The 17,250-nt window shown below is 72.7% G+C and carries 14 protein-coding genes; 5 read left to right on the forward strand and 9 right to left on the reverse strand.

Annotated elements, in window-relative coordinates; translation table 11 throughout:
• Nucleotides 1–20 precede the first annotated feature (20 nt).
• Nucleotides 21–1,187 (reverse strand): hypothetical protein, encoded by a 1,167-nt coding sequence (locus ACLQ2R_RS34770; protein WP_425965658.1) that lies wholly within the window; start codon nt 1,185–1,187, stop codon nt 21–23.
• 118 nt (nt 1,188–1,305) lie between these two features.
• Here ACLQ2R_RS34770 and ACLQ2R_RS34775 point away from each other — a divergent pair, with 118 nt between their 5' ends.
• Complete coding sequence (locus ACLQ2R_RS34775) at nt 1,306–2,274, forward strand: aldo/keto reductase (RefSeq protein ID WP_425965659.1); 969 nt, start codon at nt 1,306–1,308, stop codon at nt 2,272–2,274.
• A 64-nt stretch (nt 2,275–2,338) separates the two neighbouring features.
• Here the strand turns inward: ACLQ2R_RS34775 and ACLQ2R_RS34780 are convergent, their stop codons facing one another.
• The 3 genes from ACLQ2R_RS34780 to ACLQ2R_RS34790 all read right to left on the reverse strand — a co-directional run bounded on the left by ACLQ2R_RS34780 (nt 2,339) and on the right by ACLQ2R_RS34790 (nt 4,556).
• Nucleotides 2,339–2,479: a hypothetical protein gene (locus ACLQ2R_RS34780; RefSeq protein WP_425965660.1), complete on the reverse strand. Its 141-nt coding sequence runs from the start codon at nt 2,477–2,479 to the stop codon at nt 2,339–2,341.
• A gap of 158 nt (nt 2,480–2,637) precedes the next feature.
• Nucleotides 2,638–3,966 (reverse strand): MFS transporter, encoded by a 1,329-nt coding sequence (locus tag ACLQ2R_RS34785; RefSeq protein ID WP_425965661.1) that lies wholly within the window; start codon nt 3,964–3,966, stop codon nt 2,638–2,640.
• A gap of 128 nt (nt 3,967–4,094) precedes the next feature.
• Entirely contained in the window at nt 4,095–4,556 is a 462-nt protein-coding gene (locus ACLQ2R_RS34790; protein WP_362810912.1) for a MarR family winged helix-turn-helix transcriptional regulator, read from the reverse strand.
• Between the two features lie 314 nt (nt 4,557–4,870).
• On the opposite strand from ACLQ2R_RS34790, the gene ACLQ2R_RS34795 reads away from it, so the two are divergent.
• Nucleotides 4,871–6,376 carry an ATP-binding protein gene (locus ACLQ2R_RS34795; RefSeq protein ID WP_425965662.1) on the forward strand — a complete coding sequence of 502 codons (1,506 nt, stop codon included), beginning with the start codon at nt 4,871–4,873 and terminating at the stop codon, nt 6,374–6,376.
• A 143-nt stretch (nt 6,377–6,519) separates the two neighbouring features.
• Entirely contained in the window at nt 6,520–7,392 is an 873-nt protein-coding gene (locus ACLQ2R_RS34800; protein ID WP_425965663.1) for a hypothetical protein, read from the forward strand.
• A gap of 84 nt (nt 7,393–7,476) precedes the next feature.
• On the opposite strand, the gene ACLQ2R_RS34805 is transcribed toward ACLQ2R_RS34800, so the two are convergent.
• Nucleotides 7,477–8,874, reverse strand: a complete 1,398-nt coding sequence (locus ACLQ2R_RS34805; RefSeq protein WP_425965664.1) for an NCS2 family permease — start codon at nt 8,872–8,874, stop codon at nt 7,477–7,479.
• Nucleotides 8,875–9,077: 203 nt separating this feature from the next.
• On the opposite strand from ACLQ2R_RS34805, the gene ACLQ2R_RS34810 reads away from it, so the two are divergent.
• The gene (locus ACLQ2R_RS34810; protein ID WP_425965665.1) at nt 9,078–9,338 is read left to right on the forward strand and encodes a DUF2530 domain-containing protein; all 261 of its coding nucleotides are present in this window, start codon (nt 9,078–9,080) and stop codon (nt 9,336–9,338) included.
• A gap of 52 nt (nt 9,339–9,390) precedes the next feature.
• Here ACLQ2R_RS34810 and ACLQ2R_RS34815 read toward each other — a convergent pair whose 3' ends face one another.
• The gene (locus tag ACLQ2R_RS34815; RefSeq protein ID WP_425965666.1) at nt 9,391–12,900 is read right to left on the reverse strand and encodes a sacsin N-terminal ATP-binding-like domain-containing protein; all 3,510 of its coding nucleotides are present in this window, start codon (nt 12,898–12,900) and stop codon (nt 9,391–9,393) included.
• Between the two features lie 250 nt (nt 12,901–13,150).
• The gene (locus tag ACLQ2R_RS34820; RefSeq protein WP_425965667.1) at nt 13,151–13,975 is read right to left on the reverse strand and encodes a DUF3027 domain-containing protein; all 825 of its coding nucleotides are present in this window, start codon (nt 13,973–13,975) and stop codon (nt 13,151–13,153) included.
• Nucleotides 13,976–14,180: 205 nt separating this feature from the next.
• On the opposite strand from ACLQ2R_RS34820, the gene ACLQ2R_RS34825 reads away from it, so the two are divergent.
• Nucleotides 14,181–15,803, forward strand: coding sequence for an MFS transporter (locus tag ACLQ2R_RS34825; protein WP_425965668.1), 1,623 nt, complete (start codon nt 14,181–14,183; stop codon nt 15,801–15,803).
• A 97-nt stretch (nt 15,804–15,900) separates the two neighbouring features.
• On the opposite strand, the gene ACLQ2R_RS34830 is transcribed toward ACLQ2R_RS34825, so the two are convergent.
• Together ACLQ2R_RS34830 and ACLQ2R_RS34835 are read right to left on the reverse strand one after the other, a co-directional pair.
• Complete coding sequence (locus tag ACLQ2R_RS34830; RefSeq protein ID WP_425965669.1) at nt 15,901–16,299, reverse strand: cold-shock protein; 399 nt, start codon at nt 16,297–16,299, stop codon at nt 15,901–15,903.
• Nucleotides 16,300–16,389: 90 nt separating this feature from the next.
• Nucleotides 16,390–17,019 carry an HAD family hydrolase gene (locus tag ACLQ2R_RS34835; RefSeq protein WP_425965670.1) on the reverse strand — a complete coding sequence of 210 codons (630 nt, stop codon included), beginning with the start codon at nt 17,017–17,019 and terminating at the stop codon, nt 16,390–16,392.
• Nucleotides 17,020–17,250 lie beyond the last annotated feature (231 nt).

Here is a 17,250-nt window from a genome sequence, read left to right on the forward strand (position 1 = left end):
GAGAGCGGCACGGCCGGCTCTCAACGGGTGTGGCGGGCGACCAACGTGATCACGCCGGTGGCCCCCGCCGCGACGGCCAGCCAGAGAAGCACCGCCGAGGCCGGTACCCCGGCGTCGTCGTCGGCGCTTCTCCTCCCGGCCACCGCCGTGGCCTCCAGAGCGGCGGGGCCGGGCACCGACGACGGGGCGGGTGCGGGCTCCGGGGTCGCCGCGTCGAGGACCGTCTCGGGCAACGGCACCTGGTAGACCGGGCTGCGGCTGCCCTCGGTGCCGGTCAGCAGGCTCCTGCCGTCACGCGTGTAGGTGATCGACTCGGCCTGCTCCAGGTCCGGCATGGTCACCCGGGCGATCTGCTTCCCGGGGGCGCTGTAGACCGTGGCGGAGAAGTAGGTGCGGATCACGAAGCTCGACCCGTCGGGGGCGTAGGCGGCGTCGGTGGCCATGACGGGCGCGGAACCGGCCTCGCGGAGCACGTTGACCCGGTCGGTCCGCAGCCGCTTCGGAGCCTGGTAGACGGCCCCGGAGAACTGCTTGGTCACGACGTAGAGGCGTCCGGTGCGGGGATGCACCATGATCCCCTCGGCGTTGTGCCCGCCGTCCTCGTACCGGAACCGGTAGCGCACGGCCGGCACGACGGCGTCGGCGAGCACGGCGGGCTCCTCCACCCGGTACACCGAGACGTCGGGCCAGGCTCCCTCGAAGTTGTCGCCGATGTCGGCGAACCACAGCACCCCCCGCCCGGTACGCGGATCCTTCGAGGCGGCCATGCCCTCCCAGTCGCGGGAGGCCGCCCCCCGCAGCGTGAAGGTCGCGCGGGTCCGCCCCCCGGGACCGACGGCGAAGAAGACCGGGCCGGCGGAGCTGTCGTTGTGGGTGTAGTAGACGCCGTCGCGGGTCGGCGAGACCGCCAGGCCGCTCGACTCGGTGATCCGCTCGTCCCTGAAACGGAAGAGGAGCCGCCCCCCGTCGTCCACCGGCGAGACCCGCTCCGGCCCCCACGCCACGACGCTCCCGGCGGCACGTCCCGCGGCGCCGCCCGCCGCACCGGCCGCGGCGACACTCCGCGCGCCGCCCTCCGTGGCCCGCTCCGTACCGGCTCGCGCGCCCTGCCCGGACAGGACCAGGGCCGCGGTCACGCCGGCCACCGCGAGCACGCGGACCATGACATCCCCCGGCTTGTTCAGCATGCAGCCATCATGCCCCGGCGGCTCCGGCGGACGTCACAGACGCGGCGGGCCACCGCCGCGGATTTCCCCCGCCGCCCCGCTCGCCTGGAGTGCACTCCAGGTACCTAGTGTGGGTGTCATGGAATACACGCAGCTCGGCCGTACCGGCCTGAAGGTCAGCCGTCTCTGCCTGGGCACGATGAACTTCGGTCCCCAGACCACGGAGGACGACTCCTTCGCGATCATGGATCATGCCCACGAACTGGGAATCAACTTCTTCGACACGGCCAACGTCTACGGCTGGAAGAAGGGCGAGGGCGTCACCGAGAACATCATCGGCCGGTGGTTCGCCAAGGGGGGCGGGCGCCGCGAGAAGACGGTGATCGCCACCAAGCTCTACGGGGACATGGGCGACTGGCCCAACGACGGGCGCCTGTCCTCCCTCAACATCCGCCGGGCCGCCGACGCGTCGCTGAAGCGGATGCAGACCGACTACATCGACCTCTACCAGGCCCACCACGTCGACCGGAACACCCCGTTCGAGGAGTTCTGGGAGGCCATGGACGTCCTCAAGCAGCAGGGCAAGATCCTGTACGTGGGGTCGTCCAACTTCGCGGGCTGGCACATCGCCAAGGCCCAGGAGGAGGCCAGGCGCCGCAACACCCTCGGCCTGGTCTCCGAGCAGTCCCACTACAACCTGCTGGTCAGGGCTCCCGAGCTCGAGGTGATCCCGGCGGCCGAGGACTACGGTCTCGGGCTGATCCCGTGGAGCCCGCTCGCCGGCGGCCTGCTCGGCGGCATCCTGCGGAAGATCGACAAGGGGCGTTCGGCCACCCCGCAGATGGCGTCGGAGCTGGAGAAGCACCGCGACAAGGTGGAGGCCTACGAGGCGTTCGCCGACGAGCTCAGCGTGGACCCGGCCCACCTCGCGCTGGCCTGGCTGCTCCACCAGAAGGTCGTCACCGCGCCGATCATCGGCCCGCGGACGATCGACCAGCTCGACGGCACCGTCAAGGCGCTGGAGGTCGACCTGGACGAGAAGGCGCTGGCCCGGCTGGACGAGATCTTCCCCGGCTTCAGGACGGCGCCCGAGCACTACGCCTGGTGATCGGTCGTCAGAAGGCGCCGGGCGGCCCCGGGACCCGCGAAAGGGCACCCGGCCGCACCGGCGGCTAGGAGACGAGGGCGCCGATCACCACGAGGAGCACGAGCAGGACGAGCACCGTGGGCAGAAGCCAGCGACTGGGACGATCCACGCCCTGGAGCCTAGCCCTGCCCGCGGTGTGCCCGCGCCTCCGGACACCGTTCGCCACGCTCCCGCAGGGGACCCGGCGCGCTCGGCGGATCACCGGCCGCGCGGCTCACCGCGACCACGGTGGATCACCGCCCGTGCGGCTCACCGCGCCACGGCGGATCGCCGGCCGCCATGGCTCACCTGGTCGGGCAGGGCTCCGGGGCGCGGGCGGGCTCGTCACGCACCGGCGGGAGCGGCGTCGGCCCCGCGAACGGCCGTGCGGGACCTCCTGCTGATCACCTTCGTCAGTGCCGTCGCCGCGCCGATGCCGGCGAGGGTGAGCACCCCGCCCACCACGACCCCGGCGCGCGGGCCGCCCAGCTCGGCGATCCAGCCGAGCAGCGGCGCGCCCAGCGGGGCGCCGCCGGTGAAGACGAGCACGTAGATGCCCATCACCCGGCCGCGCATCTCCGGAGAGGTGGCCATCTGCACGCTGGCGTTGGCCGCGGTGTTCACCGAGATCAGCGCTATTCCCGCGGGCACCAGCAGCACCAGGTAGAGCGGGTACCAGGGGGCCAGGCCGGTGGCGATCTGGAACAGGCCGAACGACACGGCCCCGGCGATCAGCAGCCGCCTGCTGGGCCGCACCCTGCGCGCCGCCATCAGCCCCCCGGCCAGCGCGCCCACCGCGAACATGCTGGAGGCGATGCCGAACGAGGACGCGCCCGCCCGGAAGACCTCCCTGGACATGAGCGCGATCGACATCGAGAACGACTGGGTGAACAGCGAGACGAAGCCGAGCAGCAGGATCGGCATGAGCAGCTCGGGCCGGCCCATGACGTACCGCACCCCCTCGCGGAGCTGTCCCTTGCCCCGGGGCACCGGTTCGGAGGCGGTCAGCTCGCGGGTGCGCATCAGCAGCACCCCGCCGATCACGGCGACGAACGAGAGCGCGTTGATCACGAAGATCGGGCCGGTGCCGCCGAGCGCGTGGATCAGGACACCGGCGACGGCCGGGCCGACCACGCGGGCCAGGTTGAAGCTGGACGAGTTCAGCGCGATCGCGTTGGGCAGGTCCTCGCGGCCCACGATCTCGACGACGAACGCCTGACGGGTCGGCACCTCGACGCAGGCCAGCAGGCCGAGCGTGAACGCCATCACGTACACGTGCCAGACCTGGGCCGAGCCGGTGACGGTCAGCACGCCCATGGTGAGCGCCAGCAGGCCCATGAGGGACTGGGCGGTCAGCAGCAGCCGCCGTTTGGGGTAGCGGTCGGCGAGCACGCCGCCCCACAGGCCGAACAGCATCAGCGGCAGGAACTGCAGCGCGACGGTCACGCCCAGCGCCGTGGCGCTGTTCGTCAGGTCGAGCACCAGCCAGTCCAGGGCGGTGCGCTGCATCCAGGTGCCGACGTTGGAGACCACCCCTCCGGCCGCGAACAGCCGGTAGTTGTGGATGCGCAGGGAGCGGAACATCCCGCCCCGCGTCTCGGGGACGTCCACGGCCTGGGCCGTGCCGTCCCGCGTCGCCCGGATCTCGTCCGCCGACGTGGCGCCCGGGGTCACCGGAGCGGCCGTCGTGGCAGTCGGGTCCTTCGGAGCAGTCGGGTCCTTCGGGGCAGTCTGGTTCTTTGGGGCAGTCGGGGCGACCGAGGTCACCGGGGCCGGTGGACCCGCCGGTTCCTCGGGGTCGGCTAGATCCGGCTGAGCTTCTCCAGGATCGGAGCCGCCTGCCGGAGCGTGGCCCTCTCCTCGGGGGTCAGCTCCTTCAGGCGCTGCGTCAGCCACGCGTCCTTGAGCCGCCGCTCCTCCCCGAGCAGGGTCGAGCCCTCCTCGGTCACGCTCACGCTCACCTGGCGCCGGTCGGTCGGGTGCGGCGTACGCGACACCAGACCCCGATCGGCCAGCGCGGCGATCACGCGGGTCATCGAGGGCGGCTGCACCTTCTCGAGGTCGGCCAGCTCGCCGGGGGTTATCCCGGAGTTTCGCTCCACCGTGGCGAGCGTCGCGAGCTGGGTGGGCGTCAGCGAGTGCACCGCGGCCTGCCTGCGCAGGCGTCTGGTCAGCCGTGCCAGGGACACGCGCAGCGCCGAAGCCAGACCGGCGTCGCTGCGCAGGCTGGCGACGCGGTCCTTCCTGGGAAGATTCGTTAGCATAAGTCATTACCTTCGCTAACTATATAGGGGTGCACGGGATTCCCTCCAGGGGGTCCTGCTCGGCGCGGGCCGTACAGCGTCCCAGACGGGTGAAGCTTCGCCAAACCCCCGCCCCCGGGCCTCTCCCATCGTGGCAACCCGGCCTCTCCCGCCCTCCGAACGGACCACCCGGGACCCACCGCCCCGTACCCGGCCCCTCCGGCTCCTCCGATCGGGGAGCCACGGCACAAGAACGTTCCCGAACAGGAGTCGTAAGCCGACCCCCGACCCCACCTGAATTGTATGCTCGGGAGCGTACAATTTTGGAGGTGGCCATGTCTAAGCCCTCTCACCTGCTCGCGCGGGACGCCGAGTGGTCGACGCTCACCGCGTTCGTCACGCACCCCGACCCCCATCTGCGACTGGGGGTCGTGTCAGGGCGGCGGCGTGTCGGCAAGAGCTACCTTCTTCGCGCGTTGGCCGACTCCATGGACGGTCTCTACGTCTCCGCCGTCGCGGAGGAGGGCACGGTGACCGCGCGGCGGCGGTTCGCCGACGACCTCGCGCGGTATGCGGGGGTGAGCTCCGACCTCTTCCGGGACGACGCCGGCTGGGAGCCTCTCCTCGATTCGGCGATCAGCCTGACGACGCGACGGCGCGGCACCGGCGGCCTGCTGGTCATCGACGAGCTGCCCTACTGGATGACGCACTCCCCGGAGCTTCCCGGCCTGCTCCAACTGCTCTACGACCGTTCCCAGACCGGTCACGGCCACGACGGCGGACGGGTGATCGTCTGCGGGTCGGCCATGTCCGTGATGAACGATCTCCTGTCCGGCACCAAGGCGCTGCGCGGGCGGGCGGTCGTCGACATCCGCCTGCGGCCCTTCGACGTGAGCACCGCCGCACGGCACTGGGGCATCGACGACCCCGCGACCGCCCTGCGACTTCACGCCACCCTCGGCGGATCTCCCGGGTACCGCAACCTGACCTCGGCCCCCTCACCCCGGACCCCGCAGGAGTTCGACACCTGGCTCCCGGCGACGGTCCTCGATCCCGGTCAGGCGCTCTTCTCCCGCAGCGAGGCGGAGTACCTGCTGCGGGAGGACCCACGGTTCACCGGGAGCGCGCTCCATTACGCGATCATCAACGCGGTCGCCAACGGCGCCACGAGTCCGGCGAAGATCGGCGGGCTGCTCGAACGGGAGCGCTCCTCCCTGACCCGCCCGATCGAGATGCTGGCGAGCTCGGGCTACCTCGGCCAGTCGACCGACCCGCTCTGGGAGCGTCGCCCGGTGATCACCGTCGCGGACCCCATCATCCGCTTCCACAATCTGATCACCGTTCCGAAGCGGGACCTGATCGAGACGGGCGGCTCCGCCCGGGCATGGCGCGAGTCCCGGCCCACGTTCGTCTCCCGCATCCTCGGTCCCCATTTCGAGGAGTGCTCACGCGAGTGGCTACGGCGCCGGACCGTCCCCTCCCTTGGCGACGGGATGAGCACAGTCTCCTCGACGGTGGTCAACGACCGGAGCGGCCGGGCCAGACACGAGATCGACGTCATCGCCCTGGACCGGAGATCCGGCCGCGCCACGGTGGGGCTCATCGGGGAGGCGAAGGCCACCGTCGTACGGCGAGGTCCCTCGGACCTGGAACGGCTCGACCGGTTGAAGGAGACTCTCGGGGACCAGGGGCACGACGTCACCAACGCCAAACTGGCGATCTTCTCCCTGGAGGGATTCCACCCCGACCTCGTGGCGATCGCCCGTCGCCGTGGCGACGTCCTGCTGGTGGACCTGCCGTCCCTCTTGGGAAGTACGGAGCCCACCGTCCTTCCGGGGTGACGCCGCACGCCCGCGGATCACGCACGTGGCGGCAGGGTCCGCCCGTGATTCCTTCCGGGGAGTCACCCGGACGACTCGCGACCGGCGGGCCGTGTCCGATTCGTTCAAGACGGACGGGACGGCACCGGGCCAGTATGGGCGTCATGCGTGACGACATCTTCGACAACGCCCGGGACTTCATCCTCCGCGAGGGGCGCCTGCTCGAACGGCGGCTGTTCGCCACCCTCTACGAGGGGGCGCCCGCCTCCGGGGTGGTGGACTCCCTGCGGGGCTACCGCAACTCCGACGGCGGCTTCGGCCACGGCCTCGAACCCGACAAGCGCTGCCCCGACAGCCTGCCCATCGACGTGGAGGCCGCCTTCCAGACGCTGGCGGCGGCCGGCGGCCCGCCGGACGACGACCTGATCGCGCGCGCGTGCGACTGGCTGGCGACGGTCGCCGCACCGGACGGGGCGGTGCCCCTGTCCCTGCCGGTCATGGAGGGCTACCCCAGGGCCGGGCACTGGTCCGACTGGACGTACACGCCGGGCCTGAACCCCACCGCGGGCCTGGCCGGACTGCTCCACCTGATGAAGGTGGACCACCCCTGGCTCACCCGGGCCACCGACTGGTGCTGGGACGCGCTGGAGAAGGGCTTCCCCGGCGACGCCCACGCCATGTCCGAGACGATGGTGTTCCTCGAACACGTCCCCGACCGCGATCGGGCCGAATCCGTCGCCGAGCGGGTGGGGGCGTGGCTTCCCGAACTGACGTGGTACCGCGCCGACCCCGCGGACCCGTCCTACGGCGTCACCCCGCTGCACCTGGCCCCCACGCCCGGCAGCCGCTGGCGCCGGCTGTTCGCCGACGACGTGATCGAGGGCCACCTCGACCGGCTGGCGAAGGACCAGCAGCCGGACGGGGGCTGGGCCATCACCTGGGAGCCGCCGGGCGCGGCCGCCACCCTCGAGTACCGGGGGGTCGAGACGCTCCGGGCGCTGCGGGTGCTCACCGCCTACCGCGGACACGGGAGGTGAGCGGAGAACGATCGCTCCCGGCGCGGACGGAGGCCGTGGTGGCGATCGGTTCCACCGTCGCCACCACGGCCTCCGTGTCGCCGATCAGCCGAGGTTGAGCAGAGTCTTGATCGGCCCCAGGGCGAAGTAGACGACGAACAGCCCCGCGACGACCCACATCAGCGGGTGGACCTCGCGGGCCTTGCCCGTGACGGCCTTGATCAGCACGAAGGTGACGAAGCCCGCGCCGATACCGGTCGCGATCGAGTACGTGAACGGCATGAGGACGATCGTCAGGAACGCCGGGATGGAGATCCCGTAGTCGGTGAAGTCGATCTCACGGATGGCGGTCATCATCAGGAAGCCGACCACGACCAGCGCGGGCGCCGCCGCCTCGTACGGGACCACCGCGACGAGCGGCGAGATGAAGATCGCCAGCAGGAAGAGCACGCCGGTGACGACGCTGGCCAGGCCGGTGCGCGCGCCCTCGCCGACGCCGGCGGCCGACTCGATGTAGGTGGTGTTGGAGGAGACCGAGGCCGCGCCTCCGGCCGCCGCGCCGATCGAGTCGACGAGGAGGATCTCTCGCGTCCTGGGCAGGCTGCCGTCCTCGCGCAGCAGACCGGCCTGCCCGCCGACGCCCACGATCGTGCCCATGGTGTCGAAGAAGTCGGTGATCAGCAGGCTGAAGATGAGCAGCAGCGCCAGGATGGCCGAGACGGAGCCGAAGGCGCCGAAGGGGTCGAACTCCTTAAACAGCACCAGCGGGTTGTTGAACCCGAAGATCTGCTCGGGCAGCCGGGGAACGACGAGCTGCCAGCCGGACGGGTTGGCGGGCTGTCCCGGCGTCGTCGAGGCCCCGACCTTGGCGACGGCCTCCACGACGATGGCGAGGACGGTGGTGGCCAGGATGCCGATCAGGATGGCGCCCCTGGTCCTGCGTGCCACCAGCACCACGATCAGCAGCAGGCCGAAGACGAAGACGAAGATGGGCCAGCTCGCCAGGGAGCCCGCGATGCCCAGCTCCAGCGGCGGCCCGGCCGCCACGCGGCGGACGAAACCGGCGTCCACGAAACCGATCAGGGCGATGAACAGGCCGATGCCGACGCTGATCGCGGTCTTGAGCTGGGGTGGGATGGCGTTGAAGACGGCGGTTCTGAACCCGGTCAGCACCAGGAACGCGATGATCACGCCCTCCAGGAACACCAGCCCCATCGCCGACTCCCAGGACATCTGGGAGGCGATGCCGTAGGTGACGAAGGCGTTCAGGCCGAGACCGGCGGCCATCGCGAAGGGGACCTTGCCGATGACGCCCATCAGGATGCTGAGCAGACCGGCCACCAGGGCGGTCCCGGCCGCGACGAGCGGGATGTTCGGGGTGCTCCCGTCGCCGATGAACTGCCCCTCGGCGTCCTTCACGGTCGCGATGATCAAGGGGTTGAGCACGACGATGTAGGCCATCGTGAAGAACGTGGCGAACCCGCCGCGCACCTCGCGGCCCACGGTGGAACCCCGGTCGGAGATGAAAAAGAAACGGTCAAGCCCACTGCTACGGGAAGGTACGACATCTTTCACTCACGCAGAGTGACATTGCCCCCTCCCGCAGGGAAGTACCGGCCACCGATGGTGATGGTTTCGAGACGGATTCGCGCCTTGGCGTAATCCGTTTTGCGAACAGTGGGATGCCATCACCTAGTCTGGATCGCGTGAACCAGCCACGCCCTCCGGAGCTGCAGCCGTTGCGGACCGACGACACGCGCACGATCCTCGTGGGCACGGTTCTGTGGGCCGTCGCCCTGATCGTGCTCCTGGTCGTGCAGCCCGACCCCGGGCACCGCTGGTGGATCTGGACGTGCGTCTCGGGCATCTGCGGCGGCCTCTTCGGCATGTGGTTCGTACGCCGTCGTGACCGCCGCCGGCCGCCCGCCTCCGAGGAGCCGATCGAGCCGACCACGGCGATCCTGTAGGACCGCCCGGAGGCGGCCGCCGTACGGACGGGCGACCGCCGGAGGCGATCCGTCAGGTGGAGGCGGTCCAGCTGTCCAGGTCGGCCTCGGCCAGCAGCAGCGGCACCGCCGCCGGGTCCCGGAGCAGCGCGGCCACCGCGAGGCGGTCGCCCCACTGGCCGGACGCCCAGGCGAGCCCTCGCGCCAGCCCCTCCACGCCCGAGGCGTGCACCGTGCCCTCGAAGAACCGCCAGGCGGCGGGGACGCCGTCCACCAGCAGGCTCTCGTGCGCCACGTAGCTGCCGGGCGCGCCCGGCAGCAGCGACCGTACCGCGGGCGGCACCTCGCGGATCTCGCCCGAGGACGTCACCTCGCCCGCGGCCTCCTCCCCGGCCAGCGGCAGGTCCAGCAGCTCCGACAGGGCCTCGGCCAGGTCGAACGGCGCCAGGATCAGCGGCCTGGCCGCGACGAGCGGCAGCAGGTCCGGCGCCTCGACCACGACCGGCTCGCCCGCCGGGCCGGGGTCCGAACCGGAATCGGGGCCGGAGGGGAGCGGACGACCGTCCTCGGCGTCCACCACGACGACCTCGCCCTCCAGGACGGCCCGCACCGAGCGCGGGGGCGCGACGCGGGACGGGTCGACGGCGGCGAGCGCCACCCACAGGGAGCGGAGCTGCGCCCGGTCGACCTCCACGGACGGATCGCCGAGCAGGTCGAGCAGCTCGTCGGGACCGCCGTGCGTGGCGAGCAGGTCGGCCAGGCTGCTGCGGACGCCGATCATCGCCAGCGCGGCCTCGTCGACGGCCGCGGGGGCGTCCCCGTACAGGCCGAACAGCAGCGGGTCGCCCGCCGGGAGCCTGAGCTGGGTGGGTCGCCTGCCGCCCAGCACCGGGTGCGTGGAGAGCCACCACGCGGTGTAGGAGGGAACCTCCACGACCTCCCCCGCCACCAGGACCCGCAGCGGGTGCAGGACCGAGCGGAGCGGCGGGCGCGACAGCAGGGCCAGGGCGGCCGGCCAGTCGGCGACGTACTCCAGGTCGCGTACGGCGGAGAACTCCCGGGCGACCGGCGGGACGTCCATCTCGGGCAGCAGGTCGAGGACGGTCTCCAGCCACTCGTCCTCGCGGTCCAGGTCGTGATCGCACTCGTCCGGGTCGATCATGACGTCGGCGTCGTTGACCACCGCGAAACCGTCGAGCACCCCGGTCGCGGCGAGCACCCTGGGGCCGTACCGCTCCACCAGCTCGGGCGCGGCCGTGCCGAAGTGCGTCTCGTCGTCGAGCAGCCCGGCCAGCGAGCCGTCGGCGAGGAGCAACTCACCCGCCGGGTACAGCTCGCCGTCGGCACCGCGCAGCGCCAGCTCCGCCAGCCAGGGCGCGTCCCCCGAGGCCAGCCCGGCGGCGTCGACCAGCGCGAGCACCGCCCGGGCCACCGGCTCGGGGTCGGGACTGTCCAGCGACTCCGAGACGGCCGAGCGGGTCAGCGGGTCCTCCAGGACCGTACGGGGAGTGGCCTCGCCCGCGCCGAGCCGCAGCAGGAGCGGGTGGGCCGCGTCCGGATGCACCACGCGCAGTCCCAGGGGGGCCAGGACGGCGGGGTCCAGCGCGGAGCCCCCGGCGCCCCCGGAGCCGCCCGTGCTTCCGGTGCCGCCGGTGAGCAGCAGCGTGCCTCGCGGTCCCCTGACCAGGCGGCCGTCGGCGAGCGGGACCGGCAGCGCGCCGAGTGCCTCGGGGTCGTCGGCGGGCAGCACCTCGTACAGCGACCGCCACCAGGACGGGTCCCTGTCCTTGACGGCGTCGCCGGAGAGCATGTCCACGATGTCGGAGAGCTGCACCTTCTTGACCCCGAGCGCGGTGATCGCCGGGTGCCGGGACGGCCATCCGGCGGGCAGCAGGCCCGGGATCATGGGGGCGACCCTGTCCAGCAGCTCCGCGGGCGCCGCCACCACGGAGGCCTGCCTCCCGGAGACGACCAGGCCGTCACCGGAAGCCGGAGCTCCGGTGGAGACTCCGGCGGAGGCGCGAGGCGCGGCGTGGGAGGCGGCTCCCGCCTCGGCCCCGGCCTCTCCGGGGTCGGTGAGGCCGAAGTCTGCCAGCAGGGCGGCGTCCGCGGATCGCGCGGGGTCCGCGGGCGGGGAGAGGGCGGGGAGCAGCGGCGCGTCCGGAAGCCTGCGCAGGATGGCCCTGCGGATGCGCGCGTCGAGCTCGCCCTTGCCCATCAGGCCGGGGACGAGGTCGAGGAGCCTGGGCGTACGGGGCAGCTCCGCGAGCAGCTCCAGGTACGTGTCGGCCGCGCGCTCGACCAGGAAGTCGGCCAGCGGCCCCGACGCCACGTGCCGCCGGTCGGTGGCCATCGGGAACGAGGCGATCAGCAGCGCGGGCAGGTCCAGCGGCTCGTCGCTCGGCGTGGGCGCGTGCACCACGGGCGGCACCAGGAAGGGCAGCGGCATCGGCTCCCCGTCCACCGCCCCGGAACCGGAGAGGGAACCGGACGCGGAGCCGAATACGGCCCCGGCCCCGGACGCGGAACCGGACCCCGACGCGGAACCCGTGAGGGGACCGGACGCCGAGCTCACCAGGGACCCGGACGCGGAACTCACGAGGGAGCCGGGCGCGGAACCGGACGCGGAACCGGGCGCGGAACCGGACGCGGAACCGGACGCGGAACCGGACGCGGAGCCGGGGAGGGACCCGGACGCGGAACCGGGACCGGGTGCCGCACCCGGCACGGAAGCGGAGTCGGAAGCGGAGTCGGAGGCGGGACCCGCGACGGGAACCGCCCAGCGGACCAGCCAGTGCGGCCGGGAGCGCTCCTCGGTCGGGCGGTCGGCGAAGAGCTCGGTCACCTGCTCGGGGGTGAAACTCCCCGAGGCGGAGACGACCTTCCAGCCCTCGGCGGTGACCGTCCTGGTCTCCCCGTCCACGTCGACCTCGATCGACTCCAGGGCGGGCAGGCCCAGCAGCAGCGCGGGGCTGGTCTGGCGGAGCATCGCGCGGACCACGTCCTCGGCGGCCTCGTCGCGGAGCGGCAGCCGCACCAGCGTGTCGAACCCCGCGGGGATCTCGACCGGCCCGGCGGGGAAGGGCAGGCGCAGCAGCGGCACGTGCCCGCCGCGCTCGGCGAGCTCCTTGGCCAGCGCGGGCTCGGCGGCCACCAGGGCCGCGGTCTGATCGCGGGACCAGCGGACGACCCCGGAGCCGAGGGAGCCGATCACCGGCTCGTCACAGACCGACACCACGGCCGCGAACCCGACGCCGAACCGCCCGGCCGCGCGGGTCTCGTCCCGCTTGGCGGAGACGCGCAGCGTGGACAGGCCCTCGATCCCGGCCGTGTCCACCGGGGCGCCGGTGTTGGCCGCCGAGAGCACGCCCTCGCGCAGCGAGAGGCGGAGCCGCCCGGGAACGCCCGCGCGGAGCGCCGCGTCCGCGGCGTTCTGGGCGAGCTCGACGATCAGCCGGTCACGGTAGCCGCCGAGCGCGAAGTCCTCCTCGGCGTTGGCGTCCTCGCGGAAACGCGCGGGCGAGGCCGTCCAGGCGGCCAGGACGGCGGAGCGCAGGCGTTCGGTACCGAAGGTGTCAGTCAAGGCGATGCTTCCAAAAGGTCAGGGCCCCGTGGGCCGTCTCTCGCGTCCCGTCGTCCGGCCGTCCGGGAGCGGGCGCCGCACCGCCCGGCGCCCGATGCCGACGCTTCACGACGGAAAGAACTGCCGGGACATCACGGGAGCGTACCGGCCGTCGGCGACAGAACCGGTCGCCGACGCGGCGGCCCGGACGGGGCCGCCGCGAGGAGGCGTCGCGGGACGCCGGGTCACCCGGCGGTCCGGGGTCGCCGGATCAGGAGTGGCCGAGCGGCTCGGAGGCGGTCTCGTCCACCGAACCGGCCAGGTCCGGGTCCGGCGCGTTCTCCGGGTTCTCGGCGGTGTCGTAGGAGAGATCGTCGAGGATCGGCGAGGCGGGCTCGACCTGGTGCGGCAGTACCGCGGCCTCGGAGTGCGCGCCGCACCCGTGGTCGGCGGCGACCACCCGCCCGTCGTCGGGGGCGTACTCGTTGGCGCAGACACCGAAGCCGGTGCGCAGCGCGCCCGCGAGCGGCCAGTAGAACCCGCAGGTGGAGCACTGGGCCGGGGCGGCGTGCGCGAGCGGGGTGTGCGGCCCGGACTCGCCGGAGTGCCAGCGGCGCACGGCGCGGTCGCGGCCGATGGGGGAGAGCACCCGGGCCCGGCCGAGACCGTACTCGAAGATCATCTGGTGGTCGGTCTCGTCGGTGGTCTCGGTGAAACCGGGCGCGAGCCGATCGTCGTCGTCGGAGGTGGGCAGCAGGTCGCCCACGCCGAGGTCGCCGGGCAGGAGCCGATCGCTCCACGGCACCCACTGCGGCGGCATCAGCGCGCCGGCCCCGGGCAGGAGCACGACCTCGCTGACCGTCACGTTGCGCGCCCGGGAGGCACGGGCCACGGTCACGGCCCAGCGCCAGCCCCGGTAGGCGCGGTCGAGACAGGCGAAGTAGTGGGTGACGACGCGGTCGCCCTCGCCCTCCACCCCGAGGTGATCTCCCACCTGCTCGGGCCTGACGTTCTCCTCGACCGCCGCACGGGCCAGGTCGACGGCCGCCGCGCACGCCTGGTCCGGGACCACGGCGCGGGATCGAGTCCGGCTCACGAGTCGTCTCCCGTCAGCCTCGCAGCACGACGGCTGCTGTCCCCACTGGCTCGCTCGCTGCGCTCACTCACAGTTCATTCTCACCCATGACCGGAGCGAACGGCACCGCGGAGTGCCGATCACCCGGCGAGCGACCCGGCAAGTGACCCGGCGAGTGACCAAGCGCACCGGACAACTCACCCGCCCTTCGGGTATGACTGGATACGTGGCAGCGGGGTGGAAGCGGGTGCGGCAGGCGGCGGGTGAGGCCTCCCGGCAGGTGGGCCGGTCGGTCTCCGCCGCGGGCCGGGCGAGCGTGCGCGCGGGCAGGGGGACCGGCCGCACGGCCGCGCGGGCGGGCCGGGGCGCGGTCGGCGGCACCCGGCGGGCGGGCCGGGCCGCGCGGCGGCTGACCCACGCCCAGGGGGCGGACCGCACCGGCCTGGGCCAGTTGATCGAGCTGACCGCGGCGCACAGCGCGGGGGACGCCCTGGTCACCGCCGCCCTGGCCGGGACGCTCTTCAAGCTCCCGGTCAACGAGGCGCGCGGCCAGGTCGCCCTCTACCTGCTGATCACGATGATCCCGTTCGTGGTGGTCGCGCCGTTCGTCGGCCCGGTCCTCGACCGGTTCCGCTCGGGGCGGCGCTTCGTGATGGCCGGCACCCTCTTCGGCCGGGGCCTGCTCTGCTTCGCGATGGCGGCGGCGATCGTCCCCGGCGACGTGTTCACGATCTTCCCCGCGGCGCTGGCCGTGCTGGTGCTGTCGAAGGCCTACAACGTCTCGCGGGCGGCGATCATGCCGAGCGTGCTGCCCGCCGACATCGCGCTGGTGACCGCCAACGCGAGGGTCGCGCTGTTCGCGCTGGTCGCGGCGGGGGTCGCGGTGCCGATCGGCGCCGGCGCCAGCGCCTGGCTGGGCGCCGAGTGGGTGCTGCGCGGCGCCACCGTGCTCTTCCTGCTCCAGGGCGTGCTGGCCGTACGGCTCCCCCGGCACGTCGACTCCCCCGACCTGGAGGGCCTGGACGAGGAGGGCGGGGACCGGCCGCACCGCTGGCGCACCATGCTCAACGTGGGCCCGGTGGTGGCCGAGGCGATGTACGCCAACGTGGCCGTCCGCGTCTACTCCGGCTTCCTGCTGTTCTACCTGCTCTTCCTGGTCCAGGACAGGAACCTGCCCGGCCTGCCGCCGACGGTGGCGGTCGCCGTGCTGGCCGTGGCGGCCGGGGCCGGAGGGCTGGCGGGCACGGCGGTGGCCTCCTGGGTGCGCAACCACTCCCCGCAGGTCATCGTGCTGGCCACGCTGGCGGTGACGACCGCGATCACCGTGCTGGCGGCGGTCGTCTTCCAGATGTGGAGCGCGGTCGCCGTCGCCCTGGTGGCGGCGTTCGCCCAGGGCCTGGGCAAGCTCGCCCTGGACGCGATCGTGCAGCGGGAGATCGGCGAGGAGGTGCGCTCCTCCACGTTCGGCGTGGTGGAGGCGTTCCTGCAGATCGCCTGGGTGCTGGGCGGGCTGGTCGGGCTGTGGCTCTCGCTGTTCGCCTCCGGGTCGGCCGGCCTCGCCGCGATGGCCGCGGTGCTGGCGGGCTCGCTCGGCTGGCTGCTGTTCCGGCGCCGGGGGCGGGTCCGCGACGTGGAGGCCAGGGTGGAGGCGGCCCGGGGCACGTCCCCGGCGGCGTCGCCCGCACCGGACGACGCCCGGACCGGGAACGGCTCTGCGCACTCGGGGCGTTCCGCGCACACCGACGCGTGGGGCAGGCCGCGCCCGGCGGGGACGACCACCGTGGTGGCACGGCACGCCGATCCCCCCACCGAGAAACGGACCAGGCCGCTGACCAACCCGCACGGCTGAACCCGGCGCGGGCCCGCCGCCGGGGTTCCCGCCGTCGGGCTCCCCGGCGCCGGGTCTCCCGGTGTCCTCCGCCGCGGCCCCGACGGCCGGCCGGGTGTCAGTCGTCCAGGTCGTCGGCCACGGCCCGCAGGACGGCGGCGATCTGCTTCGCGTGCGCGGCCTCGGGCTGCTTGCCCTTCTGGTACGACGTGGAGACCGAGTCGAGGAGCTTGATCAGGTCTTCCACGATGACGACCATCTCGTCGGGCTTCTTGCGCTTGCCCTTGGGCTTGGCGGCCTTCGCGAGCGTCGGGGGCTGGTCGACCACGCGGACCGACAGGGCCTGCTGGCCGCGGCGTCCCTCGGCCACGCCGAACTCGACCTTCTGGCCCGGCTTGAGGGAGTCCACGCCCGACGGCAGCGCGGAAGAATGCACGAAGACCTCACCGCCGTCGTCGCGGGTGAGGAAACCGAATCCCTTGTCGGCGTCGTACCACTTGACCTTGCCACTCGGCACAGGGGTGACCTCGTTCAGACTGTCGTGAAAAGGAATGGAAGTAGGTTATGCCCAGCGGGCGCCGGGAGCGACCGCATATCGGGTCCCGAATTATGCGAGAACCGGACTGGTTCTCCAGCCTTCGAACCATTCGGTGAACTCGGTCAGATCTCCCAGGATCACGTCGGCTCCGTGATCGCGCAACTCCCCCTTCGAGCACGGCCCCGTCGCCACCGCCACGCTGAAGGCACCCCCCGCCCGCGCCGCGTCGATGTCCGCGACGTGGTCCCCGACATAGGCGGCGGCGCCGAACGCCGCGAGGGCCGTTCCCTTGGCCGCGCCGAAGACCGAACCGGCGACCTCGTCCACCTCCAGGCCGAGGAACTCGACCGTGCGCGTCGCGTCGTGGACGTTCTTCGCCGTCACCACGATGACCCTGCCACCGGCCTTCCGTACGGCACGCACGGCCTCGCGGGCGCCGGGCATGGGGGTGGTGACGGGGACGGCGATCGACGCGTACAGCCCCCGGTAGAGGCCGGCGACGACCGGGACCTCCTCCTCGGGCATCCAGTGGGCCAGCTCCCACTCCAGCGGCGGTCCCAGCCTGGACAGCACGACGGCGGTGTCGATGCGCACACCGATGCGCGCCGCCACCTCCTCGAAGGTCGCGGCGATGCCGGCGCGCGTGTCCGCGAGCGTCAGATCGAGGTCGAACCCCACCGAGTTCATCGGGTCACTCACCGCTCCTTCTCGACTACACGGAGACGATTCTCCGATAAGCCCTCAAAGAATGCCAAACGGCCTTAAACATCGCCAATCCACATTCTGCCGCTGGTACGACCCGCTGTGTCACCCTCCGGAAAAGGGTTTACTTATCCCGAAGGCCGGCGACGCCCTCCCGGGGCTTCGCGGGCGATCCCCCGGCGGGTCCCCGATCGCGCGCCCGGCCGGACACGGCCGTCCCGCGGGCCG

Origin of the sequence: Streptosporangium sp. DT93 (assembly GCF_049844535.1) — a bacterium.
Lineage (GTDB): Bacteria > Actinomycetota > Actinomycetes > Streptosporangiales > Streptosporangiaceae > Streptosporangium.

Bases quoted from the DNA above. Each gene is read 5' to 3' on its own strand.
- ACLQ2R_RS34770 (WP_425965658.1), bottom strand. From the start codon at position 1,187: ATGCTGAACAAGCCGGGGGATGTCATGGTCCGCGTGCTCGCGGTGGCC.
- ACLQ2R_RS34775 (WP_425965659.1), top strand. From the start codon at position 1,306: ATGGAATACACGCAGCTCGGCCGTACCGGCCTGAAGGTCAGCCGTCTC.
- ACLQ2R_RS34790 (WP_362810912.1), bottom strand. From the start codon at position 4,556: ATGCTAACGAATCTTCCCAGGAAGGACCGCGTCGCCAGCCTGCGCAGC.
- ACLQ2R_RS34795 (WP_425965662.1), top strand. From the start codon at position 4,871: ATGTCTAAGCCCTCTCACCTGCTCGCGCGGGACGCCGAGTGGTCGACG.
- ACLQ2R_RS34800 (WP_425965663.1), top strand. From the start codon at position 6,520: ATGCGTGACGACATCTTCGACAACGCCCGGGACTTCATCCTCCGCGAG.